Origin of the sequence: Pseudomonas sp. 478, from assembly GCF_003254125.1 — a bacterium.
In the GTDB taxonomy this organism is placed as follows: domain Bacteria; phylum Pseudomonadota; class Gammaproteobacteria; order Pseudomonadales; family Pseudomonadaceae; genus Aquipseudomonas.
In genome coordinates this window covers 54,440-66,256 of record NZ_QKZG01000004.1, presented here as the reverse complement: position 1 = coordinate 66,256, position 11,817 = coordinate 54,440, and the positions used below count along the sequence as shown (strand labels likewise).

At 52.6% G+C, this 11,817-nt stretch carries 11 protein-coding genes; 8 read left to right on the top strand and 3 right to left on the bottom strand.

Annotated features, from left to right (window positions below):
- Positions 1 to 54: 54 nt before the first annotated feature.
- From antC to antA, 3 genes are read right to left on the bottom strand one after another with little or no spacing between them, the layout of a single operon-like run.
- A complete protein-coding gene (gene antC / locus DFS28_RS10085; protein ID WP_111449616.1) occupies positions 55 to 1,086 on the bottom strand; it encodes an anthranilate 1,2-dioxygenase electron transfer component AntC in 1,032 nt (343 codons plus the stop codon).
- Positions 1,087 to 1,104: 18 nt separating this feature from the next.
- Positions 1,105 to 1,593 carry an anthranilate 1,2-dioxygenase small subunit gene (antB, locus tag DFS28_RS10080; protein ID WP_111449615.1) on the bottom strand — a complete coding sequence of 163 codons (489 nt, stop codon included), beginning with the start codon at positions 1,591 to 1,593 and terminating at the stop codon, positions 1,105 to 1,107.
- Between the two features lies 1 nt (position 1,594).
- The gene (antA, locus tag DFS28_RS10075) at positions 1,595 to 2,980 is read right to left on the bottom strand and encodes an anthranilate 1,2-dioxygenase large subunit (RefSeq protein WP_111449614.1); all 1,386 of its coding nucleotides are present in this window, start codon (positions 2,978 to 2,980) and stop codon (positions 1,595 to 1,597) included.
- A gap of 241 nt (positions 2,981 to 3,221) precedes the next feature.
- Here antA and DFS28_RS10070 point away from each other — a divergent pair, with 241 nt between their 5' ends.
- The 8 genes from DFS28_RS10070 (at position 3,222) to DFS28_RS10035 (ending at position 11,811) form a co-directional block, all read left to right on the top strand.
- A complete protein-coding gene (locus DFS28_RS10070) occupies positions 3,222 to 4,229 on the top strand; it encodes an AraC family transcriptional regulator (RefSeq protein ID WP_111449613.1) in 1,008 nt (335 codons plus the stop codon).
- 144 nt (positions 4,230 to 4,373) lie between these two features.
- Positions 4,374 to 4,814, top strand: coding sequence for a CBS domain-containing protein (locus DFS28_RS10065; RefSeq protein WP_111449612.1), 441 nt, complete (start codon positions 4,374 to 4,376; stop codon positions 4,812 to 4,814).
- Between the two features lie 196 nt (positions 4,815 to 5,010).
- On the top strand, positions 5,011 to 6,279 hold the full coding sequence (locus DFS28_RS10060; RefSeq protein ID WP_111449611.1) for a cystathionine gamma-synthase family protein: 1,269 nt from the start codon (positions 5,011 to 5,013) through the stop codon (positions 6,277 to 6,279).
- A 119-nt stretch (positions 6,280 to 6,398) separates the two neighbouring features.
- Entirely contained in the window at positions 6,399 to 7,838 is a 1,440-nt protein-coding gene (locus tag DFS28_RS10055; protein ID WP_111449610.1) for an amino acid permease, read from the top strand.
- Positions 7,839 to 7,888: 50 nt separating this feature from the next.
- Positions 7,889 to 8,779 (top strand): LysR substrate-binding domain-containing protein, encoded by an 891-nt coding sequence (locus DFS28_RS10050; RefSeq protein WP_111449609.1) that lies wholly within the window; start codon positions 7,889 to 7,891, stop codon positions 8,777 to 8,779.
- Positions 8,780 to 8,797: 18 nt separating this feature from the next.
- Positions 8,798 to 10,186: a threonine synthase gene (gene thrC / locus DFS28_RS10045; protein ID WP_111449608.1), complete on the top strand. Its 1,389-nt coding sequence runs from the start codon at positions 8,798 to 8,800 to the stop codon at positions 10,184 to 10,186.
- Positions 10,183 to 10,620 carry an Lrp/AsnC family transcriptional regulator gene (locus DFS28_RS10040; protein ID WP_008154112.1) on the top strand — a complete coding sequence of 146 codons (438 nt, stop codon included), beginning with the start codon at positions 10,183 to 10,185 and terminating at the stop codon, positions 10,618 to 10,620. The genes thrC and DFS28_RS10040 overlap by 4 nt, the downstream gene beginning before the upstream one ends.
- A 150-nt stretch (positions 10,621 to 10,770) precedes the next feature.
- Complete coding sequence (locus DFS28_RS10035; RefSeq protein WP_111449607.1) at positions 10,771 to 11,811, top strand: homoserine dehydrogenase; 1,041 nt, start codon at positions 10,771 to 10,773, stop codon at positions 11,809 to 11,811.
- Positions 11,812 to 11,817 lie beyond the last annotated feature (6 nt).

Below are 11,817 nucleotides of genomic sequence, written 5' to 3'. Positions count from 1 at the left end.
TAATGAAAAAAGCACAGGAATATCTGGTCTGCACCAGATATTCCTCATGCAATCTCAATGCTTGGAATTGCTCTCGATGAATTTTTCGTAATACATCTGGAACCGCTCAATCTTCTGATCGCTGAACCAGGCTTTAATCGCTTCGACCATCGGCGGGGGACCGCACAAATAAATGTCGAATGGATTGGCTTCGAACGACTGGCGGTCGAAGTGATCAGGAATCCAGCCGGTTTTACCTTTCCAGTGTTCTGATGGCTTCGACACCACCAAGTGATAATCAAAGTTCGCGATTCTCTCGCGATAATCAGCCAGGCGTTGAGTTTCGCAGAGGTCATTATCCTGCGTGACGCCATAGAACAGTTGGATCGGGTGTCCGCAACCACCTTTTTCGGCAATGGTATCCAGCATTCCGAGGAAGGCCGATAGGCCGGTTCCTCCTGCCACCAGGACGAGAGGCTTACTGACCTGACGTAGGTAAAAGCTACCCAAAGGCGCCTCGAACTCGAGCACTTCTCCGGGGCGGCAATACTCACGGATGAAGTTGCTCATCACTCCATCAGGCAACAGCCTGATGAGAAACTGAAGCTGATTATTGGGATTGGGCCGGTTGGCGAATGAGTAGGAGCGCCATTCACTGGTTCCAGGTACATGCAATCGAGCGTATTGCCCCGGAAGAAAGTCCAATTGCTGGGAGTGGGAGCAAGCATCTAGATGAAGGATCGCCGTGGTGGCCGAAACCTGCTCTACACCGGTAATCACCGCTTGCAATAACTGAGTGGCCCCAGCGTTGCACAAGCTCGAATCGAAGTCGAAATAGAACGAGGCATCCGATTGCACGCGGGTCTGGCAAGAGAGCATTTTGCGTTGCGCCAAGTCCTGTTCGGACAGGGCCTCGTCATCAACGTAATCTTGAGTATATTGGCCTGATTCGCAGCGTCCCTGGCAGGTCCCGCAAACACCTTCGCGACAGTCCAGGGGGATGTTTACGCCATTGCGCAGCGCGGCGTCGAGCAGCAACTCGTTTGGTTTGACCTCGAAGAACGAGGTCTTGCCGTCGGCGAAGCTGAAAGCGACTTTATGATTCATGACAGCGTGCTCCACAGCTCAAAGGTGATAGAAATCAAGCACTGAGTTGATGGTGTCGTTCAGCAATACGATGTGCTTGCGAGTAATTTTCCAGCTGTCCGCGACGGGTTTGAGGTGGTAGGTCACATGGCCGTAGAACTGCTCGGACAACCCTTGTCGCGTGAAGAGCGTGACCCAGGCTGCCTTGACTTCAAGAAGTCCGTTGTCGAGCTCGTTGATGCGCACATTGCTGATTTGATGCAAGGTGCGCGGCATCGGCGTTGAAGCCGCCGATTTACCCGTGCGCAAACGAAACACGCGATCTTCCAGACCGGAGCGGTTCGAGTAGTAAATCAGCGACATGCCGCGCTTGGGGTCGGTGGTGTACACATGCTCTGACTCCCATTGCGGCAGGTGGAATTCACTCTGCTCATCAAACAGGGCGATATAGGCGTCCCAGTTCTGTTGATCACACAGCTCGGCTTTGCGGTAGAGAAATTGTTCGACGGAATACTGTAGTGCGCTCATTTCACACCTCCTTCAACTTCAGGGCTTTTTGTTCCAGACCTTGCAAAAGGAAGCGCTGCCAGGATCCGTGCTGATTGATGTAGAGCCCTTCATGGGTGAACTCAGTGCCGGTCAGTACCGGGTTGATACCCAGAACCTCGCTGTTAGGGGTGGGACCTTCGACCCATTTTTCACTGCCGCGAGACACTTCGTTCCAGCGCTCGAGGCGCGCCTGGAATCCGCGCTGGGCTTCGCGAAACTCAACCAGGTCGTCCGGGGTTCCCATGCCTGAAACGTTGAAGAAATCCTCGAACTGACGAATACGGTTTTCTCGGTCTGCGTCGGACTCACCTTTGACGCCGATGCATTGGCTGGTGATCTCTGTTTTGTTCCAGGCCACCGGGCGCACGATACGCAGCTGCGAGCTGATCTGATCCATAAAGAACAGGCTTGGATAGATGTTGAGGTTGCGCAGGCGGTGCATCATCCACTCGGCCTGCTGCTGGCCGTATTCCTCGATCAGACGCGGCATGACCGTGGTATAACCGGCGCGCACCGATGGATTGGGCATGTCGCTGAACAACAGGCTGTGGCCATTCTTGAACGAGAACCAGCCGTCGTCGGTTTCTGCATCACCCGCGCCCAGTTTGCTGTAGTCCAGTGTGCTGGAGCCACCGCCATTGGCGGCATTGACTTGCTGGCGATGCTGCACCGTGGAAACGTAGTTGTAATGCACGGTGCTGACGTGATAACCGTCCAGGCCATTTTCATGCTGTAGTTTCCAGTTGCCGTCGTAGCTATAGGTCGACTTGCCGGGCAGTATTTCCAACTCGCCGGTAGGAGACTGGGCGACCATCATGTCGAAGAACACTTTGGCATCGCCAAGGTAGTCTTCCAGGGAGTCGCTGCCGTTGACATCCAGGCTAATGAAAACGAAGCCCTTGTAGCTTTCAATCCGCGCTTTCTTCAGACCTCGGGTTGCTTTGTCGAAGCCTTCCGGGTATTCCCCCGGGGCCTTGACCTTGACTAGGCGGCCGTCACTTTTGTAACACCATGCGTGGAACGGACATGTGAAAGTGGACTGGTTGCCTTTGCTGACGCGAGTCAGTGTCGCGCCCCGATGCTGACAAGCGTTGATCAGTGCATGAAGCTGATTGTTGCCATCGCGGGTAATGATCATGGGCTGACGACCAGCACGCATCGTCAGGAAATCATTGGGGTTGGCGATTTCGCTCTCGTGGCAGGCGTAGATCCAGTTCTTCTCGAAGATCAGTTCCATCTCCAGGTCGAACAGTTCCGGCTCTGTAAACATGTCACGGGCAATGCGGTAAATGCCTTCAGCTGGACGGAAATCCAGGCAGCCCTGGATGTATTCTTGCCACTGCGCAATGCTTCTCGAGTTGTTCATCAGGTACACCCTTTTGTAGTTTTTAGGCTCACCCCGATTGAAAGCCTTTCTGTGTGGTGCATCTATCCGTATTCGAGGCGATATCTATCCGCTTCTGAGGTGGTAAGGCTCGCTCTTTGTGGGAAAATCATGGCGGGTTTCTTTTGTGCGTTTTTATGACGATTTTTGCATTATGCGGATAGTGATTCTGAGACGTTGAAAGTATGGTTATAGCCTGATCGGTAACTTTTTTGGTGCTGCGATGAATCTGCAAACTCATGCTGGGAATAATGCTGAATTTCAAGACATCCATGCAGTGCATCATGATGTACAAGGTGCGCAAGCCTGGATGGTGAATATCTGCGGCCCCCACGAACTCAAGGCATCGTCCCCGCAGCGCCTTCATTTTCAACATGCCGGAAATATTTTGAAGTCGATGTCTACAGTGATTGGATATATCGAATACGGTACCGATGTCACTATCGATATTGACGCGTCAGTACTCAATAGTTACAGCATCAGTTTACCAATCAGTGGTGCGCAGGAACTGAGAAAACCCAATGGATTGCTGATGTCCGATAGCGGAAACGGAATAATCGTATCGCCTTATGATCAGCAAGAACTCTCTATTGCAGGTAATTGTCGAAAAATTCAGGTCGCCATTACGTGTACGGCAATGCGGCAAGTGTTGGAGGAACTGTTACAGAGGCCCTCGCAACAGCCGATTGTCTTCGAAGCCCAAATAAGTACAAGTGACGGCGCTCCTGCTGCATGGTGGCGGCTGGTAAAATTTCTGCTTGTGGAGATGGATCAGGCACGTGATTTTTTTGGTCATGTCTCCATTACCCGTGATATTGAAAAAGCGTTGATAAAGGGTTTGATCTTGTCGCAGCCAAATAATTATTCGAGCGAGTTGGCTAGTCTTTCGCAGATTCGCTGTCCTGAATATTTATTAAAAGCCAAAAAACTTATACATGAGCATGCCTGCGATGAAGTCAATTTGGACGAGGTCGGGCGGGCGGTGGGTGTATCCCGTTTCAAGCTCTATGATGACTTCAAGAAATATTTCGGTATTACGCCGACTGTGTATTTAAAGCGTTTTCGGCTTGAAGCTGTAAGACAGGCGTTGCTGGAGGGCGGATGCAATGGAAACATTGCAGCGGTGGCGATGCAGTGGGGATTTAACCACTTGGGTCGTTTCTCATCCGACTACAAGAAATTATTTTTGGAAGTGCCATCGAAGACGGTTGAACGGAGTCGAAAGCATTGATCGTACTGGCGGATTCTAACGCTGGATTTTAATTTTCAGATTCTTTTTCTGATTCAGACTGGTTGTATTGTTCGTTGAGTTGTTTGCTGTCTGAGCTCCCGGTGTAGGGTACTTGTGTTTGATAAAAATAAGAGAGGTTTCATTATGAAAACTGTTGCGCAATTACTCTGCTTGAAATCCGAACATAATCATGATGTTTACACCGTTGCACCAGAGCAAATGGTCATTGATGCTGTCAGGACCATGGCTGAACGGAATGTTGGCGCGTTGCCTGTCGTAGAGAACGGAGTTGTTATCGGTGTTATCAGTGAGCGAGACTACGCGCGCAAGATGGTATTGAAGGGGCGTTCCTCGGCGGGCACACCCATCAGGACTATTATGAGTTCACCCGTGATAACGGTGGACTCTCGTCAGAGTATTGAGACCTGCATGGGAATTATGACCGAACGTCATCTTCGTCATCTGCCTGTTGTAGAAAGCGAAAAACTACTTGGCTTGCTGTCGATTGGTGATCTGGTCAAAGCTGCAATTACAGAACAAGCAAACCTGATTCTGCAACTCGAACAGTATATTCGCGGTCACTAATTGCCTGGCGCGGCGGAAGCGCGATTGAGCTTCACTGACGAAAAAGCCATGCCCATGGCTTTTTCATATCGACATCCATTAAAAAAACCACCCCTTAGCCCCAGATAACATGATTTTTCACACGCTCAAGCCTTCCCTATAGTCATCGCAAGCCCAATCGGAACACATCTGTGTTTCATCGATGCGAGATAGATTTATGGATGACAAGATAAAACCCGGCCATAGCCAGGGTGCTGGTTTGGGGACGCGAGTGGTTTGGGGAGGGGAGCAAGTTCAGCATCCCTACAACGCTACCCAAACTCCCATCGTAGTCAGTGCCGCCTACGGTTACCAAGACATTGATGAATGGTATGACGTGGCATTGGGTAAAGAACCGGGGTTCATTTACAGCCGCATGAGCAACCCTACGGTCTCTGTCCTGGAAGACAAACTCTGCGAGCTTGAAAGCGCAGAGTCGGCTGTCGCGTTCAGTACCGGGATGGCCGCAATCAGTGGAGTGCTGCATACCTTCCTGTCCTGTGGTCAGCGTGTGGTTTCTACCCGCGACAGCTACGGCGGCACAAACAAAATCTTCGAAGAGTTTCTCCCTCGCATGGGAGTCGAGGTCACGCTTTGCGATACCCTCGACACCGAATCTATCGAGTATGAGATCGCAAAAGGCTGCAATGTCCTTTACCTGGAAACCCCGACGAACCCAACACTGAAGGTTCTGGATATTCGACGCCTGGTGACGGCGGCGAAGCGCGTTGGGGCTTTGGTCATAGCAGACAATACGTTCGCGACGCCTTTAAATCAGAATCCCCTTGCCCTAGGGGTTGATGTGGTAGTTCACAGCGCAACCAAGTTTCTGTCCGGTCATGGCGATGTGCTTGGCGGTATGGTCTGCGGCAGCGAGCATCTTATGTCTCAAGTTCGCCACTACCGCGAAATCAATGGGGCCTCGCTGGATCCGTTCTCGGCTTATCTCATCATCCGGGGCATCAAGACTCTGGCTTTGCGTCTTCGTCAGCAGCAGGTGAGTGCACAAGCACTGGCCGAGTATCTCTGCACCGAGCCGCTGGTTGAATCTGTGAACTATCCGGGACTGCCTCAACATCGAGGTCATGTCATTGCTCGCTCGCAGATGCGTGGATATGGCGCAATTGTCAGCTTCGTGCTGGTAGGAGGCATGGAAACAGTGACTCGTTTGCTACCGCTGCTTAAGTATGCCCATCGTGCGGGCAACCTGGGAGCGGTTGAAACCATCTACGGGCCGGCACGGACGACAAGCCATGTGGAAAACACCTTGGAGGAACGCGAGGCACTTGGGATTTCTGAGGGCTTGGTCAGGGTCTCTGTAGGTATTGAAGATACGGCCGACTTGCTGGCTGATCTTAAACAAGCATTTGAGTGGGTTCGTAATAAACAATTTCATTCAAGCCTTCACGCTGGAAACACCGAGCGTTTCACCGAGGTGGGAAGCTGAACTCGGCAATACGTCCGTTCATGAAGAGTGAAAACAATAACAACTAGCGACAAATTAATTGTGCTGCCTAGTAGTCGGTAACGAGAAATTTTGTCCGAACATTTCATGAGAATATAACTATGACTATCCAAGCAAAAAACGATCAGTCCGATCCAGGGTTAAACTTCAAGAAAGAAATGCAAACCCGTCACATTGTTATGTTGGCGTTGGGCGGTGTTATCGGTACGGGATTATTCCTTACTTCCGGTTACACCGTTAATCAGGCAGGGCCACTCGGTGCGGTAATTGCCTACATCATCGGCGCGGTGATGGTGTATCTGGTAATGGTCTGTCTCGGTGAGTTGGCGGTACAGATGCCAGAAACCGGATCTTTCAGTACTTATGCAACTCGATACTTGGGCCCAGGTACGGGTTATACGGTGGCCTGGCTGTACTGGCTCACTTGGGCAGTCGCTATTGGCTCTGAATTTACGGCCGCGGGTATCTTGATGGTTCGGTGGTTCCCCGATACGCCGGTATGGATTTGGAGCGCTTTTTTTGCCATTGCAGTCTTTGTAAGCAACGTTGTATCTGTTCGTCTATTTGCGGAGACTGAATTCTGGCTTTCGCTCATTAAAGTTTTGACCGTTATCACTTTTATCGTCATTGGTGGTGGGGCTATTTGCGGCCTCTTCCAAGTACAGCATTTGCAGGGCGCCGGACTCTCCAACTTTACCCGCGAAGGGCTTTTCCCTACAGGTTTCTTACCCATTGCGATGACACTTCTAGCTGTCTCCTTCGCATTTTCCGGGACTGAGCTTATCGGGATTGCGGCAGGTGAAGCGCAGGATCCTCAGACAAGCGTTCCCAAGGCGATCCGCACCACAGTAGTACGTTTGGCGCTGTTCTTCGTAGGTACCATTTTTGTCCTTGCGACCTTGCTGCCCCGCGAACAGGCCGGCGTCATCGAAAGTCCATTCGTGATGGTGTTCGAACTGATTGGTATCCCGTACTCAGCTGACATCATGAACTTTGTCATTCTTACCGCGCTGATTTCTGCGGCTAACTCAGGGTTGTATGCGGCTTCGCGCATGCTTTGGACGTTAAGTGATCAAGGGCACATGCCTAAGCGTTTCGCCAGGCTATCGCGCCAGGGTACGCCGGTTAATGCGATCGTCTTGAGTATGGCCGGTGCTGTCGCGTCTCTTCTAAGCAGTGTGCTTGCACCGAATACGGTTTACCTGGCCCTGGTGTCGATTTCTGGACTTGCAGTGGTGGTCGTGTGGATGAGCATCGCTGCGAGTCAGATAGCCTTCCGCCGACAATACGTCGCCAATGGCGGGCGAGTTGAGGATCTGCATTTCCGTGTACGCGGCTACCCTTGGGTTCCAATTGGTGCGCTGTTGTGCTGCTTGCTGGCTTGTGTCGGTATTGCCTTTGATCCGGAACAGCGTGTAGCACTTTACTTCGGCCTTCCGTTTATCGCGTGGTGCTACTTCGTTTATTGGATCACTCGCAAGAAGCGAGAAGAACGGTTGGCATTGGCGGCAGCTGTCCATCATTCCGCTGGCGCAGCTTGATTGGCTCAGGCAATGATTGAGCTCCGATAAGTTTCGATAAGGTTGCGCCGATGAATCAGAAATCACTACCACCCTTGAATTGGCTGAGGGCATTCGAAGTGTCGGCGCGGTATTTGAATTTCACCCATGCAGCGGAGGAGTTGCACCTGACTCAAGGTGCAGTCAGTCAACAGATCCGTCAGTTGGAGGGGCATCTCGGTGTGGCGCTTTTCAAGCGCCTGCCCCGAGGGCTTGGCTTGAGCGAAGAAGGGCAGTCGTACTTGCCAGTGGTACAGGACGCAATCAGTCGTCTGGCGGTGGGGACCAACGAGATCTTTGGTCAGCGTAATCGAAGGCATGTGAAGGTGCGTGGCAGCCTTTCCTTCCTTCACTATTGGTTGGCCCCTCGGCTCGAAGATTTTTGTCGAGAGTATCCCCACATCGACATCCGATACATCAGCAACATTTGGGTGAAGGAACCGGACGGAGAGGATGACCTGGAAATTCGCTGGGGATGCGGTGAGTGGTCGGGATTGCACTCTCAGCGATTAACGTGGGACATCCTCCAACCCGTTTGCTCGCCAGAGCTTATGGCCAAATCACCGATACGTGAGCCTCGCGATTTGATGAACCATTCTTTGCTTCATGTGTTGGGGTACGAGGAAGGTTGGGGTTACTGGTTGAAGCGGGTTGGAGCAAACGAAGTCGATTATTCCCGTGGTCTTCAGTTCGACACACTGATTTCCACAATTCGCATGGCAGAACTAGGTCAGGGCGTTGCCTTGGCGCGGTCTTCCGTAGTGGAAGATTTGCTCAAGAGTGGGCACCTGATTGCTCCGTTCAATCACCGAATCGAAGCCAGCGAGTCTTTTTATCTAGTGCGTGAGCAGGCCGAGCAGCTCTCGCCTGATGCCGCGACTTTTTCTACTTGGTTGGTGGCTCAAGCTCACCGCCTTTTGTAATTCTGATGTGGGGTCTTCATGCATTACGTAAGCACACGCGGCGGTGACGTGCGGGCGGATTTTCGCAGTGTAGTTCTGTCGGGGCTTGCTGAAGATGGTGGTCTCTATGTCCCGGCAAGTTTGTCTGTCTTCACTGAGAAGCAAATTACCAGTTGGTCGTGGTTACCATTCGATGAGCTGGTCTGGCGAGTGGTCTCACCCTACGTTGGCTCTTCCATGGACGAAAGCACGCTGCGGGCCTTGCTGAGCGACAGCTATCGAAACTTCAACCACCGTGCTATTACGCCGCTTGAGCAGATTGGCCATAACGAGTGGATACTCCAGCTGTTTCATGGCCCGACCCATTCGTCCAAAGATTTCGCTGCGCAACTGCAATCGCGCTTGGTGGAGCATTTCTTGGGTGAGGTCGGTGGAGAGGCGCTGATCGTCGGCGCGACCAATGGCGATACCGGGCTGGCTGCGCTTGAGGCGTTTGCTAACTGCCCGGGCACTCGGATGGCGATACTGTATCCGCGCAATGGGCTACCGGCTGAGCAACTCTCTGTCCTGCAGGCGGCAGACCCAGATCGGGTTCAGCTTTTTCCAGTCGACGGTAATTTCGACGACTGCCAGACGTTGGTTTCTCGGCTCTTCCGGGCCTGGCCGTTAGATGGGGTAATACCGATCTGTTTCAACTCCACGAACTGGGTCGGCGTCCTCGCGCAGATCGTTTTTTATTTCCATGCTGCCTTGCAACTGGGGGGCGGAACACGTCCTGTAGGCTTCAGCGTTCCAGCAGCCAGCTCTGCTGAGATCTATGCCGGCTACATTGCTCAGAAAATGGGATTACCCATCAACCAGGTGATCATTTCTACAAACAGCAATGACGCACTTCACCAGTTCATTCACCGCAATCGCTACTCGACCCGAGTGAGCAACCGAACGCTGTCTCCAGCGATGGATTTCTCCCTGTTTTCCAATTTGGAGCGGTTCATTTGGGAGCTGTATGGGCACGATGGGAGCTCAACGAAGGCGTTAATGGAGCACTTTGAGGAGTGCGGCGAGTTAAGCATTGGCAACCAGCAGTGGCTCCGAGCCCGAGTTTTGTTCGACTCCTATGCCGTAGACGAATCACAGGTTCGCGACGAAGTCGTCAAGTTGTTCTGTGAGACCGGGTCTGCAATCGATCCACATACTGCTGTAGGTGTGCTGGCTGGCCGAATTCATCGACGCAGTCTGGGGGCTCCAATGGTGACCTTTGGGCAAATTGCTCCGGCCAAATCTGCGGCTCTGTTGTCCGAGTTAGGTGTCTGGCAGGGAGAGGTGCCAACAACTCCTGACATTTTTGCTCAGTCACCGTACTTGGCTAAAGGCGATCTAGACGGTCTATGCCGGGCCCTTTTGTTGGCACAGCAGAGGCACGTATGAAGCGCATTCTGGACCCGCTGGACGAGCGCATACTTGCCGAACTTACAGCGAATGCTCGTATCGCCCATGTTGAGTTGGGCGCCAAGGTCAACTTGTCTCGCAATGCTGTGCGCCAGCGCATTGAGCGTCTTGAACGAGACGGCGCCATCCAGGGTTATACGGTACGTCTCGGTGATTCCCGACGGCCTTCTTCGCTGATCAGTGCAGTGATCTTTGTCTACCGCTACGACCGCATGCGTGGAGAAGAGGTACTTGCCGCGCTGCGCTCGCTCCCCGAGGTGGTTCAGTGTGAAGTCTTGAGTGGTGAGTTTGATTTGATGCTTCGAGTCAATGCGGCCTCTCCCGAACGTGTCCATCTCGTTTGGAAGGAAATCTCTGCGATGCCAGGGGTGGAAAACACCGTCACCTCATTCGTCCTTTCTGCAGTGTTTTGAGCACAAAGAAAGGCGCTTTCTGCCCCGTACACACCTTGTCTTGCTGTACGGGCAAAACGGCCAACAAATACAGCACTCTGCCATATTCAACTGCCAAAGCTCGGCTCTTAGGATGTTCCTATCGAACAACATCAATAAAGGAACAGCTTTATGACTGAGTACAAAATTGCCTTGGTAGGGTTTGGTGGCGTGAATCGTGGCTTCGCCCAATTAGTCGCCGATCGTAATGCCGAGTGGAAAGAGTCCCTGGGCTTCACTATCAAAATTGTCGGTGTCACCGATCTGTTTCTGGGCTCCATCGTTGCCAAAGACGGTCTGGATGCAAAGCAGTTGGTCGCGCTGCCCGTTGAGAAAGGTGCTTTCGCTCAACTGCCTGGCGGCAATGCTGAGGCCTTCAATGAAACCGTGATCAAGCATTCTGGTGCTGACATGATTGCTGAAGCCACCTTCACCAACCCTGTCGATGGTGAGCCCGCTACTACGTTCTGCCGCTGGGCACTGGAAAGCGGCATCCATGTTGTGACCACCAACAAGGGGCCGATTGCGTTACACGGCGCTGAGCTTAAGGATTTGGCGCGTCGTAATGGTGTTGCCTTCGAGTACGAAGGTTCGGTTATGAGTGGTACGCCAGTGATTCGCCTGGCAAGACAGGCTCTGGCAGGTGCAGAGGTTCAAGGCTTTGAAGGCATCCTGAACGGAACTTCCAATTATGTGCTGACCCGCATGAAGGACGGCCTGACTTTTAACGACGCTGTCACAGAGGCCCAACAGCTCGGCTATGCCGAGGCAGACCCAACTGCTGATGTGGAGGGTTTTGACGTTCGTCTCAAGGTGGTGATCCTCGCCAACGAACTGCTCAATGCTCGATTGAGCGTCAGTGATGTGGCTTGCTCAGGGATTAGCAGCATCAGTCCAGGGGACATCGCTCAAGCAAGTGCCAACGGTGCAAGTTGGAAGCTGATCGGTTCTGCAAATCGCGAAGTTGATGGCTCGGTTCGAGCGAGTGTGGAAGCTCGACTGCTGCCGAATTCGCATCCTCTTGCAGGCGTTTCCGGCGCCACGAATGCGGTGTCGTTCAACACCGAACTTCTGGGGGCTGTCACGGTGTCCGGGCCTGGGGCAGGGCGTATCGAGACTGCCTTTGCGTTGCTGTCGGACATCGTCGCTATCCATACCACCCACGGCAAGTAGTAGGAG

Excerpts from the sequence above, each read along its gene's own strand:
- antC (WP_111449616.1), bottom strand. The coding sequence starts at position 1,086 with ATGAATCATAAAGTCGCTTTCAGCTTCGCCGACGGCAAGACCTCGTTC.
- antB (WP_111449615.1), bottom strand. The coding sequence starts at position 1,593 with ATGAGCGCACTACAGTATTCCGTCGAACAATTTCTCTACCGCAAAGCC.
- antA (WP_111449614.1), bottom strand. The coding sequence starts at position 2,980 with ATGAACAACTCGAGAAGCATTGCGCAGTGGCAAGAATACATCCAGGGC.
- DFS28_RS10070 (WP_111449613.1), top strand. The coding sequence starts at position 3,222 with ATGAATCTGCAAACTCATGCTGGGAATAATGCTGAATTTCAAGACATC.
- DFS28_RS10065 (WP_111449612.1), top strand. The coding sequence starts at position 4,374 with ATGAAAACTGTTGCGCAATTACTCTGCTTGAAATCCGAACATAATCAT.
- DFS28_RS10060 (WP_111449611.1), top strand. The coding sequence starts at position 5,011 with ATGGATGACAAGATAAAACCCGGCCATAGCCAGGGTGCTGGTTTGGGG.
- DFS28_RS10055 (WP_111449610.1), top strand. The coding sequence starts at position 6,399 with ATGACTATCCAAGCAAAAAACGATCAGTCCGATCCAGGGTTAAACTTC.
- DFS28_RS10050 (WP_111449609.1), top strand. The coding sequence starts at position 7,889 with ATGAATCAGAAATCACTACCACCCTTGAATTGGCTGAGGGCATTCGAA.
- thrC (WP_111449608.1), top strand. The coding sequence starts at position 8,798 with ATGCATTACGTAAGCACACGCGGCGGTGACGTGCGGGCGGATTTTCGC.
- DFS28_RS10040 (WP_008154112.1), top strand. The coding sequence starts at position 10,183 with ATGAAGCGCATTCTGGACCCGCTGGACGAGCGCATACTTGCCGAACTT.
- DFS28_RS10035 (WP_111449607.1), top strand. The coding sequence starts at position 10,771 with ATGACTGAGTACAAAATTGCCTTGGTAGGGTTTGGTGGCGTGAATCGT.